15 protein-coding genes are annotated in these 16426 nt (G+C 42.2%); 12 read left to right on the forward strand and 3 right to left on the reverse strand.

The genetic code is table 11. The features are described 5' to 3' along the window. Positions 1-66: 66 nt before the first annotated feature. Genes msbA through tcdA form a run of 6 tightly spaced genes read left to right on the forward strand, consistent with a single transcriptional unit; the run spans position 67 to position 5185 of the window. Positions 67-1800 (forward strand): lipid A export permease/ATP-binding protein MsbA, encoded by a 1734-nt coding sequence (msbA, locus tag AC2IOM_RS10970; protein WP_486358372.1) that lies wholly within the window; start codon positions 67-69, stop codon positions 1798-1800. After that, a complete protein-coding gene (gene lpxK, locus AC2IOM_RS10975) occupies positions 1800-2771 on the forward strand; it encodes a tetraacyldisaccharide 4'-kinase (RefSeq protein WP_486358373.1) in 972 nt (323 codons plus the stop codon). The genes msbA and lpxK overlap by 1 nt, the downstream gene beginning before the upstream one ends. Beyond that, positions 2761-2958 carry a Trm112 family protein gene (locus AC2IOM_RS10980; protein ID WP_010560034.1) on the forward strand — a complete coding sequence of 66 codons (198 nt, stop codon included), beginning with the start codon at positions 2761-2763 and terminating at the stop codon, positions 2956-2958. Before lpxK ends, AC2IOM_RS10980 begins: the two co-directional genes overlap by 11 nt. Next, complete coding sequence (gene kdsB, locus AC2IOM_RS10985; RefSeq protein WP_486358374.1) at positions 2946-3701, forward strand: 3-deoxy-manno-octulosonate cytidylyltransferase; 756 nt, start codon at positions 2946-2948, stop codon at positions 3699-3701. Before AC2IOM_RS10980 ends, kdsB begins: the two co-directional genes overlap by 13 nt. Positions 3702-3705: 4 nt before the next feature. Beyond that, a complete protein-coding gene (locus AC2IOM_RS10990; RefSeq protein WP_486358375.1) occupies positions 3706-4374 on the forward strand; it encodes a pseudouridine synthase in 669 nt (222 codons plus the stop codon). A 13-nt stretch (positions 4375-4387) separates the two neighbouring features. Continuing rightward, positions 4388-5185 (forward strand): tRNA cyclic N6-threonylcarbamoyladenosine(37) synthase TcdA, encoded by a 798-nt coding sequence (gene tcdA, locus AC2IOM_RS10995; RefSeq protein WP_486358376.1) that lies wholly within the window; start codon positions 4388-4390, stop codon positions 5183-5185. 68 nt (positions 5186-5253) lie between these two features. Here tcdA and AC2IOM_RS11000 read toward each other — a convergent pair whose 3' ends face one another. The 3 genes from AC2IOM_RS11000 to AC2IOM_RS11010 all read right to left on the reverse strand — a co-directional run bounded on the left by AC2IOM_RS11000 (position 5254) and on the right by AC2IOM_RS11010 (position 8280). Beyond that, positions 5254-5670: a SufE family protein gene (locus AC2IOM_RS11000; RefSeq protein ID WP_100913420.1), complete on the reverse strand. Its 417-nt coding sequence runs from the start codon at positions 5668-5670 to the stop codon at positions 5254-5256. A 2-nt stretch (positions 5671-5672) separates the two neighbouring features. Then, the gene (locus AC2IOM_RS11005; RefSeq protein ID WP_486358377.1) at positions 5673-6875 is read right to left on the reverse strand and encodes an aminotransferase class V-fold PLP-dependent enzyme; all 1203 of its coding nucleotides are present in this window, start codon (positions 6873-6875) and stop codon (positions 5673-5675) included. A 118-nt stretch (positions 6876-6993) separates the two neighbouring features. Next, positions 6994-8280 (reverse strand): citrate synthase, encoded by a 1287-nt coding sequence (locus tag AC2IOM_RS11010; protein WP_486358378.1) that lies wholly within the window; start codon positions 8278-8280, stop codon positions 6994-6996. A 389-nt stretch (positions 8281-8669) separates the two neighbouring features. Here AC2IOM_RS11010 and sdhC point away from each other — a divergent pair, with 389 nt between their 5' ends. The 6 genes from sdhC (at position 8670) to odhB (ending at position 16277) form a co-directional block, all read left to right on the forward strand. Further along, positions 8670-9044 (forward strand): succinate dehydrogenase, cytochrome b556 subunit, encoded by a 375-nt coding sequence (sdhC, locus tag AC2IOM_RS11015; RefSeq protein ID WP_138632531.1) that lies wholly within the window; start codon positions 8670-8672, stop codon positions 9042-9044. Beyond that, complete coding sequence (sdhD, locus tag AC2IOM_RS11020) at positions 9038-9385, forward strand: succinate dehydrogenase, hydrophobic membrane anchor protein (RefSeq protein WP_010560042.1); 348 nt, start codon at positions 9038-9040, stop codon at positions 9383-9385. The genes sdhC and sdhD overlap by 7 nt, the downstream gene beginning before the upstream one ends. Further along, positions 9386-11158 carry a succinate dehydrogenase flavoprotein subunit gene (sdhA, locus tag AC2IOM_RS11025; RefSeq protein ID WP_010560043.1) on the forward strand — a complete coding sequence of 591 codons (1773 nt, stop codon included), beginning with the start codon at positions 9386-9388 and terminating at the stop codon, positions 11156-11158. A gap of 11 nt (positions 11159-11169) precedes the next feature. Continuing rightward, positions 11170-11880 carry a succinate dehydrogenase iron-sulfur subunit gene (locus tag AC2IOM_RS11030; protein ID WP_486358379.1) on the forward strand — a complete coding sequence of 237 codons (711 nt, stop codon included), beginning with the start codon at positions 11170-11172 and terminating at the stop codon, positions 11878-11880. Between the two features lie 91 nt (positions 11881-11971). Then, the gene (locus AC2IOM_RS11035; protein WP_486358380.1) at positions 11972-14785 is read left to right on the forward strand and encodes a 2-oxoglutarate dehydrogenase E1 component; all 2814 of its coding nucleotides are present in this window, start codon (positions 11972-11974) and stop codon (positions 14783-14785) included. A gap of 10 nt (positions 14786-14795) precedes the next feature. After that, complete coding sequence (gene odhB / locus AC2IOM_RS11040; protein ID WP_486358381.1) at positions 14796-16277, forward strand: 2-oxoglutarate dehydrogenase complex dihydrolipoyllysine-residue succinyltransferase; 1482 nt, start codon at positions 14796-14798, stop codon at positions 16275-16277. Positions 16278-16426: the final 149 nt, after the last annotated feature.

Genomic DNA, 16426 nt, shown 5'->3' on the forward strand with positions numbered 1-16426 from the left:
TGCGAAATTCTTGGGTTTTGCATCATAGCGCTATACAATAGGCGCAAATAAATTCAAGTTAGCACCATGACAACCTCATCTGATTACTACAAGCGTTTATTAACCTACGTCAAACCGCATAAACTCGCAGCCACATTCGCCATTATTGGAATGTTAGGCTATGCCGCAATGGACGGATTATTTGTTTATTTAATGGACCCGTTTATTGAGCAAGGTTTGACGGCGAAGAATCAAGAGGTGATGAAGTGGGCACCGGTTGTGGTGATTTTATTGGTGCTATTTCGTGGTGTGTTTAACTTCGTTTCAAGTTACTGTTTAGCTAATGTGGGCTCACATGTTGTGATGGCAATTCGCAAAGAATTGTTTGCTAAGTTACTTCATTTACCAGTGTCATTTCACGATCAGCATTCAACCGGTGAATTAATTTCCAAAATTACCTTTGATGCAGAACAAGTACAAACAGCGATAACAAAAGCCTTGATCACCATAGTGCGAGAAGGGGCGTTTGTTGTTTTCTTAGTGATCAATATGTTGATTGCCAGTTGGCAATTATCATTGTTATTTATTTTAGTCGTGCCCATTGTTGCAGGCATTGTATCAATCGTGTCTAAACGCTTTCGTGTTATTGCAAAACGTATTCAAGATGCCATGGGGGGCGTAACACGTGCGTCAGAACAAATGGTAAAAGGGCATAAAGTAATTCATTCATTTGGTGGTCAAGAGATTGAACAGCAGCGTTTTGCTGATGTGAATAACCGTAATCGCCAACAACGCGTAAAAATGGATGCGACGAAAGCGCTGAGCGTTGCCAGTATTCAAATTATTGCTGCATCTGCCATCGCCATGGTGTTGGCCGCAATTGGTTTTAAACTTGTTGAGCCTATCTCTACAGGTGCATTTGTTAGCTTATTAACTGCAATGATGATGATGCTGCGCCCGTTAAAACAGCTATCAAATGTGAATGTAGAATTGCAGCGTGGTATTGCCGCAGCAAAAAGTATTTTTGATATCTTAGATTTGGAGAATGAAAAAGACACCGGCTCAAAAACGCTGGAAAAATGTCAGGGCCATATCACAATCGAGAGCTTGTCGTTTGCCTACCCAAATACCGAGCGCAATATTTTAAACGAACTAACCATGGATATTAAACCTGGCCAATCGGTAGCCTTAGTTGGCCGTTCAGGCTCTGGCAAATCAACACTCTCTAACCTGTTACCACGTTTTTACGATACCTATACTAATGGCGATATCAAACTCGACGGGCTATCGGTTAATACCTTTGATTTAACTTGGTTACGCGAACAATTTGCCATCGTGTCGCAACAAGTTGTGTTATTCAACGACACTATCGAGAACAATATCACTTACGGTTTTAAAGGTGATATCACCCCTGAAAAGCTGCAAACAATTGTTGAGCAATCGCACGTTTGGGAATTTGTTAAAGATTTACCAGAGGGTTTACAAACCATTGTCGGTGAAGATGGCGTAATGTTATCAGGTGGTCAACGTCAACGCATTGCTATAGCGCGAGCACTTCTTAAAAACGCGCCAATTTTGATTTTAGATGAAGCTACGTCAGCACTCGATACCGAGTCAGAAAAATTAATTCAACATGCGTTAAACGATTTAATGAAAGGGCGCACGTCAATTGTTATTGCGCACCGCTTATCAACGATTGAAAACTCTGATGTCATTTATGTATTAGATAAAGGGCAAATAATCGAGTCAGGTTCGCATGCTGAGCTAATTGAAAAGCAAGGTGCCTATTTAGCACTGCAAAAAATGCAGGCTAATGACTAATGAATGTGATTGAAAAAAGCTGGTATCAAAAATTTGGTATTACTTGGCTTTTATTACCATTAAGTGCGCTGTTTTACCTAATTACGCTATATCGCTTCGTTCGCAAGCGAAGATTACAATTGGCGACTGATAAACCAAAAGTCATTGTTGTTGGTAATATTGCGGTAGGCGGCACAGGCAAAACACCATTTACCTTGTTTCTTGTCGATTATTTGAAGCAAAAAGGCTTATCGGTTGCGGTTATTTCACGTGGCTATGGTGGTCAAACTCAAAGCCAACCTTTATTAGTGACAGATAACATATCGCCAGAGGTCTGTGGTGATGAACCAAAGTTGATAGCCGTTCGCACAGGTGCACCTGTTGTAGTGTGTCCAATCAGAAATTTAAGTATCGATTATTTAAAGAAGCACATTAACCCTGATGTGATTATTGCTGATGATGGGTTGCAACATTACCAAATGGCGCGTGCTATGGAGCTTTGCATTGTTGATGGGAAACGTCAATTTGGCAATGGCTTTGTTATGCCTGCCGGTCCACTTCGCGAAGCGAAAAGCAGATTAAAGCATGTTGATTTAACCATTACTAATGGCACTGCAGAGGATAGCGGGTACCAGCTTGTGGTAGATGGTGTATATCGCATAATTGATGGGCAAAAAGTTTCCAATTTAGACAGCCCTGTTCACTTAGTGAGCGCAATAGGTAATCCCAGCCGCTTTGAGCAAAGTGTAAATGAGCAGAATATTCTGGTGCACGGGCATACTATTTTTAAAGATCATCACACATACAGTGAAAGTGACTTTGCCGCACTAGACGGTGCAATCTTAATGACTGAAAAAGATGCGGTAAAATGCCAGTCATTCGCGAAAGCTAATTGGTATTATTTAAAAGTTACCGCTAAACCGACTAAACAACTGGTCGACAAACTCGACCAGTTATTAATTGAAAAAGGGATCCATAATCATGGCGTTTGACACAAAATTACTCGAAATCATTGCTTGCCCTGTAACAAAAGGTCATCTTAAATTTGACCGCGAGAATTTAGAGCTTATTAGCACTCAAGCAAAACTGGCTTACCCAGTAAGAGATGATATTCCGGTATTGCTTGAAGAAGAGGCACGCGAATTATCACTTGAAGAGGTTGAAAAGTGGAATTCGTAGTCATTATTCCAGCGCGCTATGCGTCGAGCCGTTTACCGGCTAAACCACTGGCTGATATACAAGGCAAGCCAATGGTGCAGCACGTATATGAAAAAGCGCTGGCATCTGGTGCAAAACGGGTAATTGTCGCGACGGATCATATTGAGATAGAAGCGGCTGTTAAACGCTTTAATGGTGAAGTTTTAATGACTCGTGAAGATCATGAGTCGGGCACAGAACGCCTTGCTGAAGTAGTGACAAAACTTAACTTACCAGATGACACAATCGTAGTGAATGTACAAGGTGATGAACCGTTAATTCCACCGCAAAACATCGCGCAAGTAGCGAGCTTATTAGCATCTGATTCGGCACCTATGGCAACGTTAAGCGTGGCAATCGACGATATTGAAGAAGCCCTTAACCCTAACGCGGTAAAAGTTGTGGCTGATAATCACAATAATGCATTGTATTTTTCGCGTGCAACGATTCCTTATGATCGAAACCGCTTTTTAGGCAAAGATGAAATTTCTGAAATTGGCAATTTCTATCAACGCCATATTGGTATTTATGCATATCGTGCGGGTTTTATTAAAGAATATATTACACTCGACGTATCACCGCTTGAGCAAATCGAATCTTTAGAGCAGCTACGTGTGTTGTATCATGGCAAAAAGATAAAAGTACAAACGGCAATCGAAGCGCCGCAGCCAGGTGTTGATACGCCTGAAGATCTCGCTAAGGTGAATGTTTTTTTAAGCAAGTAAGTTGATGAGTTATCCAATAGTATTCGCATGCGATGAGTTTTATGTGGTGAATAAACCCCATGATGTAAGCTTCCATAGCGAAGATGGAGAGGGTTTTTTTGTACTGTTTGAAAAGCAGGTGAATGAAAAGCTCTATCCAGTACATCGCTTAGATAAAATGACATCGGGCTTAGTTATTGTTGCGAGGACCAAACAAGCTGCTGCAGAATTTGGTGATTTGTTTAGTCAAAAGCACAAAAACACACTGGAAAAATACTATTTAGCCGTTGCGCAAGGTAAACCTACAAAAAAGCAGGGTTGGGTGAAAGGCGACTTGGTTAAGGCGCGCCGTGGGTGCTATAAGCTACAAAAAACCATGGAAAACCCCTCTGTAACGCGGTTCCAATCGCAGTTAATTGAGCCCAGTTTACGTCTTTATTTGCTGCAACCCATTACAGGTAAAAAACATCAGCTGCGGGTTGTACTTAAAAGCCTATCTGTGCCTATTTTAGGTGATGAACGCTATGGCGGTAAGCATAGCGAACGTGGTCATTTGCATGCATATGCGATTAAATTCACGTTTGGTAATACACCATATCATTTTAGTGTTAAGCCATGCGGTGGCTTATTTGAGCACGGTGAAACAAGAAAGATTATCGAAGAATGGCACACGCCTTGGCACGAATTTAATTAAGGTTAAAAATTACATGACAGAGTCTTATCAAAATCGTTTTGGCGGCATTGCACGACTTTACGGAATTGAACAACAAAAACTGCTTAATAATGCCCATTTTTGTGTTGTTGGCATTGGCGGTGTGGGTAGTTGGGTCGCTGAAAGTTTAGCCCGTACGGGACTTGGTAACATTACCTTAATTGATTTAGATGATATTTGCGTTACCAACGTTAACCGTCAAATCCACGCGTTGACATCGACTATTGGCAAGGCGAAAGTTGACGCCATGGCAAGTCGAATTAACGAGATAAACCCTGATTGTAATGTGTCAGTTATCGATGATTTTTTAACACTTGAGAATATCAGAGAACATATTGAAAAATTTGATTATGTTATTGATTGTATTGATCAAGTAAAAGTTAAAGCGGCACTTATTGCCCATTGTAAGCGCAACAAATTACCGATTATCACAATAGGTGGCGCAGGCGGGCAAATCGATCCAAGCCAAATCAGAATAGGGGATGTGGCTAAAACCAAGCAAGACCCGTTGCTTGCGAAAGTACGCTATTTACTGCGTAAGCAATACAACTTTTCAAGTAATCCAAAACGTAAATTTGGTGTGGATTGTATTTATTCAGAAGAGCAATTGGTGTACCCATCAAGTGACGGCAGTGTGTGTCATGCGAAAGCCGGTGCTGATGGCAATATGAATATGGACTGTCAAACAGGTTTCGGCTCGTTAACCATGGTGACAGGTAGTTTTGCGTTTTTTGCAGCGGCAAAAAGTGTGAAAAAATACTTAGAAAAATGTGAGCGTAACAATCAAAGTTAGTTACTTTGATTGTTACCTATGAAATTTTGTTATAAAAGATGTATACAATATAATCTTGTAGACTGGTTTTAATCATCACTTTGTATTGCAAATTGTGTAATCGCATCCGCAATCGCTAAAATTCCGTTACCGCGACTTGGACTCAAGTGCTGTAAAAGCCCCAATTCATTGAACTCATGTTGAATATTTATGCGCTTAATTTCATCCACAGTTAAGCCGTTAACCAGTGTAGAAATAATATAAATGAGTCCTTTCACGATGCGTGTATCAGAGTCTGCTGTCACCACGATATGCTTTTCGCTTTCGTCAAAGTCGACATAAAGCCAAACATTGCTTTCGCAGCCATTCACTTTTGCGTGGTCAACTTTGAGTTCAGCTGGTAATTTTGGTAACTGTTTACCAAGCAACATAATTTCACGGTACTTATCTTGCCATGCTTTTTTGGCGATAAAGTGCTGTTTTAATCTTTGATATTGTTCTGTCATAGTTAATCTAGTAATTCTATAGCTTGTTTTAATGCAACAATAAAGCGGTCAATATCATCAAAGCTGTTATAGCAACTTAAACTGACACGAATGGTACCCGCAACACCGAGTAGATTTATCAATGGCTGAGTACAGTGGTTACCTGAACGTACAATAATGCCGGCTTGGTCGAGTAGGGTCGCAACGTCAAGGTTATGCTCATCTTTGTAGTTAAAACTAATTGTGCCGATATTATTGTTTAAATCGCCGTAAATTTTTATTCCATCAATCTGTTTAAGTGCGTTTAGCGTGTATTGATAGAGTTCTTTTTCAACAGCTAGTTGCGTTGCCATCTCGCTTGAGCCCATAAAATCAAGTGCAGCGGCAAAACCAATCACACCGGCGATATTCGGCGTACCTGCTTCGAAACGGGCGTTACCGTGGCGAAAACTTGTTTCATTAAAACTTACGCGTTCTATCATTTCGCCGCCTGTTTGGTAAGTTGACAGTAAAGATAGGCTGTGTGGTTTAGCGATTAATGCGCCAACGCCTGTTGGTCCAAACATTTTGTGTGCAGAAAGCACATAAAAATCACAGTTTAGCGCACTAATATTTGGCCTTAAATGTTGCATCGCTTGCGCACCATCAACCAAAGTGATGGCGTTGATGGCATGTGCGGCATCAAGCAAGTCTTGTATTGGTAAAATATTACCTAAGGTGTTCGATGCATGACTAATCGCCATCAGTTTTGGCTTTAGTGTGTTAATCATGGCTAAACTAACATCTAAATTTAGTACGCCATTTGCATCGACTGGCAGAATGTGAAGCTTTGCACCTGTGCGTTTACACAGCGTTTGCCAAGGCACAATATTAGCGTGGTGTTCAAGCGCCGAAATAATAATAACATCATCTTTTTCGATATGTGCATCAATCGAGCTGGCAACCAGATTTATCGCTTCGGTAGCGCCTTTGGACCAAACAATTTGTTCCGCTGTTACCTGACAATAGTGTGCTAATTTTGTGCGCGCTTGCTCATATAAAGCGGTAGTGTTTGACGCAAATTCACTGACGCCTCGATGCACATTGGCATTGTGGTATGTATAAAAATCGGTGATTGCATCAATCACGTTCTGAGGTTTTTGTGTGGTTGCACCATTATCTAAATAAACAAATTCAGTGTGTTTAAAAAATGGAAAATGAGAACGAATTTTTTGATTATCTAACATAGTGCCACCTGAGAATGCGAGCGGCGATTTTAATTAAATACACTAATTTTCGCAATTATTGACGGGATTTAGACATTAAAAAAGCCGCAAGTAGCGGCTTTTTTAAACTCAAAGAGGATTAACGAGACGTTACGTCTTTATAATCACGCTTTGTTTCACCAGTGTATAACTGACGAGGACGACCGATCTTCTGACCAGGTTGAGATAACATCTCATCCCAGTGAGAGATCCAACCAACGGTACGTGACATTGCAAAGATTACAGTGAACATGCTTGTTGGAATACCAATCGCTTTAAGAATGATACCTGAGTAGAAATCTACGTTAGGGTAAAGTTTCTTCTCGATGAAGTATGGGTCTTCTAGTGCGATTTGCTCTAAACGCATTGCTACGTCTAGTAGTGGATCTTCAATGTTTAATTCTTTAAGTACTTCGTGACACGTTTCACGCATTACTGTTGCACGTGGATCGAAGTTCTTATAAACACGGTGACCAAAGCCCATTAGACGGAACGGGTCGTTCTTATCTTTCGCTTTCGCAACGTATTCATCGATACGGTCTACTGAACCGATTTCTTCTAACATCGTTAGACAAGCTTCGTTAGCACCGCCGTGCGCAGGGCCCCAAAGTGATGCAATACCAGCGGAGATACATGCATACGGGTTAGCGCCAGATGAGCCAGCTAAACGTACAGTCGATGTTGACGCGTTTTGTTCGTGATCCGCGTGAAGCATGAAGATGCGGTCCATTGCTTTTGCAAGAACAGGGCTTACTTCGTATTTTTCAGCAGGTACAGAGAACATCATGTGTAAGAAGTTTTCTGCATAGCTTAAATCGTTGCGTGGGTATACGAACGGCTGACCGATGTTGTACTTGTAACACATCGCCGCAATTGTTGGTAACTTAGCAATTAGACGAACAGCACTACGGTGACGTTGAGCTGGATCTGTGATGTCTAAATCTTTGTGGTAGAAAGAAGAAAGTGCACCAACAACACCACATAGCATTGCCATTGGGTGTGAATCTACACGGAAACCTTGGAAGAAAGCACCAATTTTTTCGTGAAGCATAGTGTTAGTTGTGATTTCGTTTTCAAAACCAGCTAACTGCTCGGCATTTGGTAACTCACCATTTAATAGTAAGTAACATAGTTCGATATAGTTTGATTGTTCAGCTAAATCGTCAATTGCGTAGCCACGGTGTAGTAAAACACCTTTAGCGCCGTCAATGTATGTGATAGCTGATTCACATGAACCAGTAGACATGAAACCCGGGTCGAACGTGAAGTAACCATGGCCGCCTAGGGTACGAACGTCGATAACGTCCTGACCAGCTGTGCCAGAGTAAATAGGAAGTTCGATAGGATCTAGCCCATCAATATGGACCGTGGCTTTTTTGTCTGCCATCTAATTATCTCCTTTAAATATAACAAACCAGTTTGTTATTTTTGATACGGATGTTAAGCAAATTCTATCTATTCTAACTTATAAATAGGGAAGAAAGTCAATTTAAATGCATCAATTGATGATAACTATTCTTCGATCGAATAAATATTATACCAATGGCTACTTCGCAAGCACCTCTTATTAAACAAGAATTGTAATAGGCCATATGGTCTTATATACTGTGGTAGGCATTCTAAAACGTGAATGCCTTTCGTCTGGAGCGAATGCTGTTTTTTCATACTGCGACTCGTCATCGCTGTGTGGCAAATTTCGCTTTGATGGTTCCACCAATATTTTGGTGGGTTATAACAACAATAGTTGGACTCCTTAGAGTCAATGGGCAAGTAACAGTGAAAAAGCAAAGACCTGTAAATCTAGATTTATCTACTATCTCGATGCCAGCAACTGCTAAAGCTTCAATTCTGCACCGTATTTCTGGTGTGGCGTTGTTCTTCGCTTTATCTTTTGTAATTTGGGCATGGTCTGAATCACTTTCTTCTCCTCAAGGTTTTGAATTCGTCAAGAGCCTGTTTACCGGGTTCATTGCCAAATTCATTGCATGGGGTGCGGTAATCGCGCTTCTATATCACTTAGTTGCAGGTGTACGTCACCTTCTAATGGATATGGGTCGTTTTGAAGAATTAGGTTCAGGTAACGCAAGTGCTAAGTTTGTAATGGCACTATGGGTTGTATTAGCCGTGTTAGCAGGAGTATGGATATGGTAGTTAATCAAGCATCTCTAAAACGCGACGGTGTACAAGATTTTGTATCATTACGTGCAACAGCACTTGTATTAGCGTCATATGCTCTGTTTATCTTAGGGTATTTTCTTACTACTCCAACTGTAACGTTTGAAGCGTGGCAGGGATTATTTTCTAACTTAGCAGTAAAAGTGTATACCTTAGCTGCGCTAGTTTGCATGATGGTTCATACCCGTATTGGTTTGTGGCAAGTTCTAACTGACTATGTTAAGAACGCTAAATTGCGCGCAATCCTAGGCTTTTTCCTAAACCTGATGGCTTTTGCATATGTAGCTGTTGGTTTCTTTGTTCTTTGGAGTGTGTAAGTGGCTATTTCAACAAGAGAATTTGACGCTGTAGTAATTGGTGCCGGTGGTGCGGGTATGCGTGCTGCACTGGCTATCAGTGAATCAGGTAAAACTTGTGCACTTATTTCTAAAGTATTCCCAACCCGTTCTCATACGGTGTCTGCACAAGGTGGTATCACAGTTGCTTTAGGTAATTCCCACGAAGATAACTGGGAATGGCACATGTACGATACGGTAAAAGGTTCTGATTACATCGGTGACCAAGACGCGATTGAATACATGACCAAAACAGGTCCTGAAGCAATTACAGAATTAGAAAACATGGGTCTACCATTTTCACGTTTTGAAAATGGCCGTGTTTACCAACGTCCTTTCGGTGGTCAATCGAAAAACTTTGGTGGTGAACAAGCTGCACGTACTGCAGCAGCAGCTGACCGTACTGGTCACGCGCTTCTTCACTGCCTATACCAACAAAACGTTAAAAACAAAACAAATGTGTTCTCTGAATGGTACGCATTAGATCTTGTTAAAAACGACAAGGGTGACGTTGTTGGTTGTACTGCTATTGATATCGAAAGCGGCGAAGTAGTTTACTTCAAATCTAAAGCGGTTGTTTTAGCAACAGGTGGTGCAGGTCGTATCTTCGCATCCACAACAAACGCGCACATTAACACAGGTGACGGTGTTGGTATGGCAACACGTGCTGGCATTTCAATGCAAGACATGGAAATGTGGCAGTTCCACCCAACGGGTATTGCAGGTGCAGGTACACTAGTTACTGAAGGTTGTCGTGGTGAAGGTGGTTACCTTCTAAATAAAGACGGCGAACGCTTCATGGAACGTTACGCACCAAACGCTAAAGACTTAGCGGGTCGTGACGTTGTTGCTCGTGCAATGATGACAGAAATCCGTGAAGGCCGCGGTTGTGAAGGCCCATGGGGTACGCACATCAAACTTAAGTTAGATCACTTAGGTGCTGAGATGCTAAACCTACGTCTTCCAGGTGTTTGTGACCTTTCTAAGACATTCGCACACGTTGACCCTGCAAAAGAGCCAATTCCAGTAATCCCAACATGTCACTACATGATGGGTGGTGTACCAACTAATGTTAATGGTCAAGTTATTAACGTAGATGGTGCAGGTAATGAGAAATTAGTTGAAGGTTTATTCGCAGTAGGTGAAATTGCATGTGTATCTGTACACGGTGCAAACCGCTTAGGTGGTAACTCACTACTTGACCTTGTTGTATTTGGTCGTGCAGCGGGTAACTTCCTTGGTCAATACCTAAAAGATGCTGAAATTTCGAAAGACGCATCTGAATCTGATCTAGAAGCAGCGATGGCTCGTTTCAATCGTTGGGAAACTTCTAAACCAGGCCAAGGTGAAGACCCAGTACAGATCAAGAAAGACCTACAAAAATGCATGCAGCTTAACTTCTCGGTATTCCGTGAAGGTGATGCAATGGCAACAGGTCTTACAGAGCTTAAAGAAATTCGTGAACGTCTACAGCACGCACGTCTTGACGACAAGTCATCTGAGTTCAACACGCAACGTATTGAGTGTTTGGAGCTAGATAACTTAATGGAAACTGCGTACTCAACAGCTGTTGCTGCGAATTTCCGTACAGAAAGCCGTGGTGCACATTCGCGCTTCGATTTCCCAGAGCGTGACGATGAAAACTGGTTATGTCACTCAGTTTATAGCCCAGTGACGGAAGAAATGTCTAAGCGTGAGGTGAACTTCTCACCTAAAACACGTGAAGCCTTCCCACCTAAAGCACGTACTTACTAGGAGCGAAGTCAATGGCACAATTACAATTTTCTGTCTATCGTTACAATCCAGATGTAGACAACGCACCGCGTATGCAAGACTATAGCCTTGAGGTAGAAGAAGGTCGCGATATGATGGTATTGGATGCACTTTTACAATTAAAAGAGCAAGATCCAACACTTTCTTTCCGTCGTTCATGCCGTGAAGGTGTATGTGGTTCTGACGGTGTAAACATGAATGGTAAAAACGGTTTAGCGTGTATTACTCCATTATCTGCACTAGGTAAGGGTAAAATCGTTATTCGTCCATTACCAGGCTTACCAGTTGTTCGTGATTTAGTAATTGATATGTCTCAATTCTATTCACAATACGAGAAAGTTAAGCCATTCTTAATCAACGATAAGCCAACAGGCGGTGAAGAGCGTCTTCAATCAATTGAAGAACGTGACAAGCTTGATGGTTTATATGAGTGTATCTTATGTGCATGTTGTTCAACTTCATGCCCATCATTCTGGTGGAACCCTGACAAGTTCATTGGTCCTGCTGGTTTGCTACACGCTTACCGTTTCTTAGCTGATAGCCGTGACACGGCGACAGAAGAGCGTTTAGCAGATTTAGACGATGCATTCAGCGTATTCCGTTGTCACGGTATCATGAACTGTGTCAACGTGTGTCCTAAGGGCCTTAATCCTACTAAGGCAATTGGTCACATTAAGTCTATGTTACTAAACCGTTCGGTATAAAACGGCAGTAACACAAAACACCGCGGCGATAACTTTGTTATCGCCGTTTAACTAAAACTTAGTATTCTGCGCTAGTAAAAAGGGCTTATAAATGCACGAAGGTGTAATGAAGGCATGGCTAGAGTCTTCTCACTTTAACGGTGGTAATGTCGCATACGTAGAAGAGCTGTATGAAGCGTACTTAGATGACGCGAGTTCAGTTTCTGACGAATGGCGTGAAGTGTTTGATGCACTACCGAAAGTAGAAGGTGTAGATGTCGATGTAAAACATTCCGACATAAGAGCACAATTTGCCGAGCTTGCGAAAAACAAGCATAAAGAAGTAGTCGTTGCAGCAGGTGGCGCATCTGATGCAAAACAGGTTAGGGTTCTGCAATTAATTAATGCATACCGTTTCCGTGGTCACCAAAATGCAAACCTTGACCCATTAGGTTTGTGGCAGCGTGAAAAAGTACGTGATTTAACACTTGAACACCACGATTTAACGGATTCTGACCTAGATAAAGAATTCAATGTAGGGTCATTTGCTTCAGGCAGTGACACTATGAAACTAAAAGACTTATATGCAGCACTTAAGAAAACCTACTGTGGTTCGATTGGCGCTGAATATATGCATATCACGTCTACAGAAGAAAAACGTTGGTTACAACAGCGTTTAGAATCTAACTTTGCCCAGCCTCAATTTAGCAACGAAACTAAGTTACGCATCTTAAAAGGCCTTACGGCTGCTGATGGTCTTGAAAAATACCTAGGCGCTAAATTCCCAGGTGCAAAACGTTTCTCACTAGAAGGTGGTGATGCGCTAGTACCTATGCTTAAAGAATTAATTCACAGAGCAGGGGAAAGTGGTCAGGAAGAAGCCGTTATTGGTATGGCACACCGTGGTCGTTTAAACGTTTTAGTTAACGTACTTGGTAAAAACCCACAAGTGCTTTTTGATGAATTCGCTGGTAAATATGGCGAATTAGCAGGTTCTGGTGACGTTAAATACCACATGGGTTACTCATCTGATTTCGCAACTACGGGCGGTAACGTGCACATGGCACTTGCGTTTAACCCGTCGCATTTAGAAATCGTTAATCCAGTGGTTATGGGTTCAGTACGTGCACGTTTAGACCGTTTAGGTTGTACCAATGGTTCAAAAGCACTACCTATCACGATTCACGGTGATTCGGCAATTGCTGGCCAAGGTGTGGTTCAAGAAACATTCAACCTATCACAAACACGCGCATTCAGTGTTGGCGGTTCGATTCGTATCGTTGTAAACAACCAAGTTGGTTTTACAACCTCTAAGCAAGAAGACGTTCGCTCAACTGAATACTGTACTGATATTGCGAAAATGGTGCAGGCTCCTATTTTCCACGTAAATTCAGACGACCCAGAAGCAGTTGCTTTCGTAACGCAACTTGCGCTTGATTTCCGTAACAAGTTTAAGCGTGACGTAGTAATTGACTTAGTTTGTTACCGTCGTCATGGTCACAACGAAGCGGATGAGCCAAATGCGACCCAGCCGTTAATGTATCAGAAAATCAAAAAGCACCCTGTGCCGCGTCAGATTTACGCTGATACACTTGTGTCTCAAGGCGTATTAAGTGCTGATGAAGCAAAAGCGCTTGCTGATAACTATCGTAACGGTTTAGACAACGGTTTGTGTGTTGTTGATGAAATTCAACCAGACACAAAACACTCATCAGATTGGTCTAAGTTTGTTGGTCACGATTGGGATGTAGCATACGATCCAGCGCTGCCGCTTGATAAGCTAAAAGCATTGGGTGAATCAGTTGCTAATTACCCTGAAAACCACAAAGCACAGTCTCGCGTCAAGAAAATTTACGATGATCGTAAAGCGATGGCAGCGGGCGAAAAGCCGCTAGACTGGGGTATGGCTGAGACACTTGCTTACGCATCACTAGTAGACGAAGGTACAGATATTCGTATTACCGGTCAGGATTCTGGTCGTGGCACGTTCTTCCACCGTCATGCAGTAGTGCACAACCAAGCAGACGCATCAACTTATTTACCACTGCAAAATATCCGCGAAGGCCAAGGTGTTTTTGAAGTATATGACTCAGTATTATCTGAAGAAGCAGTACTTGCGTTTGAATATGGTTATGCAACAGCTGAACCAACATCGTTAGTATGTTGGGAAGCGCAGTTTGGTGACTTTGCCAACGGCGCACAGGTTGTATTTGACCAATTCTTAAGTTCTGGTGAGCAAAAATGGGGCCGTTTATGTGGCTTAACTATATTGCTACCGCATGGCTATGAAGGCCAAGGTCCAGAGCACAGCTCTGCACGTTTAGAGCGCTTCTTACAGCTATGTGCTGACCACAATATGCAAGTATGTGTGCCGTCAACGCCAGCTCAGGTTTACGCAATGATCCGTCGTCAATCAGTTCGCCCTCTGCGTCGTCCATTGATTGTTATGACACCTAAATCATTACTGCGTCACCCACTTGCTGTTTCAAGCCTTGAAGAGCTTTCAACGGGTGTATTCAACAATATGATTGATGAAATCGATGATATTGATGCAAGTAAAGTTGAGCGTGTTGTGTTCTGTAGTGGTAAGGTTTACTACGAGCTACTACAACAGCGTCGCGAACAAGAACTAAACAATGTTGCTATCGTACGTGTTGAGCAATTGTACCCATTCCCACATGCGGAAATGGAAACAATTATGCAGCGTTACCAACATGTTAAAGATTTCGTATGGTGTCAAGAAGAGCCGCAAAACCAAGGTGCTTGGTATTGCTCGCAACACCATTTCTGGGAAGCAATTCCACAAGGTGCTAACTTAAGCTATGCAGGCCGTAAGGCATCAGCTTCACCAGCATGTGGTTATATGTCAACCCATACTAAAGAACAAACTGCGTTGATCGCCGACGCTCTAACAATTAAAAAATAAGGAATAAGAGATGACAACCGAAATTAAGGTTCCTGTTCTTCCTGAATCTGTTGCAGATGCAACAGTTGCAACTTGGCACGTGAACGTTGGTGATACAGTTAGCCGCGATCAAAACCTTGTTGATATTGAAACAGATAAAGTAGTGTTAGAAGTAGTTGCACCTGAAGATGGTGTAGTTACAGAAATTTCTCAAACGGAAGGTGCAACGGTACTTGGTGAACAAGTGATTGCACTATTAGGTGCGGCAGATGCAGCAGCTGCGCCAGCAGAAACAACAGCAGCGCCAGCAGCGGCGCCAGCAGCAGAAGGTAAAGAAGTGGATATTAAAGTTCCTGTACTTCCAGAATCAGTAGCAGACGCTACGATTGCAACATGGCATGTTCAACCAGGTGAAGCGGTAAGCCGTGACCAAAACCTAGTAGACATCGAAACTGACAAAGTTGTTCTTGAAGTTGTAGCGCCAGAAGATGGTGTAATGGGTGATCACATTCACGCAGAAGGCGACACAGTACTTGGCGAACAAGTAATCGGTAAACTAGTTGCAGGTGCAGCACCTGCGGCGGCAGCGCCAGCTGCAACAGCTGAAGCACCAGCAGCATCTGACGAAAATTCAGACGTATTAACGCCTTCTGTTCGTCGTCTAATTGCAGAAAAAGGCCTTGATGCTTCACAAATCAAAGGTTCTGGTAAAGGCGGTCGTATCACTAAAGAAGACGTAGACGCGTTCTTAAAAGCACCTGCAGCTAAATCAGCAGCACCTGCGGCGGCAGCACCAGCGGTTGCACTTGGTGAGCGTACGCAAAAGCGTGTTCCTATGACACGTCTTCGTAAGACAATTGCAAACCGTCTTCTAGAAGCTAAGAATTCAACAGCAATGCTTACAACGTTTAACGAAGTAAACATGAAACCAATCATGGATCTTCGTAAGCAATACAAAGATGTATTTGAAGAGCGTCACGGCATCCGTTTAGGTTTCATGTCTTTCTACGTGAAAGCAGTTACTGAAGCGCTTAAGCGTTTCCCTGAAGTAAACGCATCTATCGACGGTGATGACATTGTTTATCACAACTACTTCGATATCAGCATTGCAGTTTCTACGCCGCGCGGTCTAGTAACTCCAGTACTTCGTGACTGTGACAAGCTGTCAGTTGCTGAGATTGAAAAAGGTATTCGTGAACTAGCACTTAAAGGTCGTGACGGTAAACTTACTGTTGATGACATGACAGGTGGTAACTTCACAATTACTAACGGTGGTGTTTTTGGTTCACTACTTTCTACGCCAATCATCAACTTACCGCAATCATCTATTCTTGGTATGCACAAAATCCAAGATCGTCCAATGGCGGTAAATGGTAAAGTTGAAATTTTACCTATGATGTACCTAGCACTATCGTATGACCACCGTCAAATCGATGGTAAAGAATCAGTTGGTTTCTTAGTTACAATTAAGGAACTACTAGAAGATCCAACGCGTTTATTATTAGACGTATAATAGATTTGGATTAAAAAATAAGCTGTGGAGTGATTCGCAGCTTTTTTTTTGCGCCTTTGGTCGTACTGGGGTTTTCATACCTGATTGGTGCGACTATACTAGGTGCGCAATTTGGGATGGTTGAACAACGGTTCAACCCTTTACGTAAT

It is taken from the genome of Pseudoalteromonas sp. NS-SX12 (assembly GCF_057367955.1).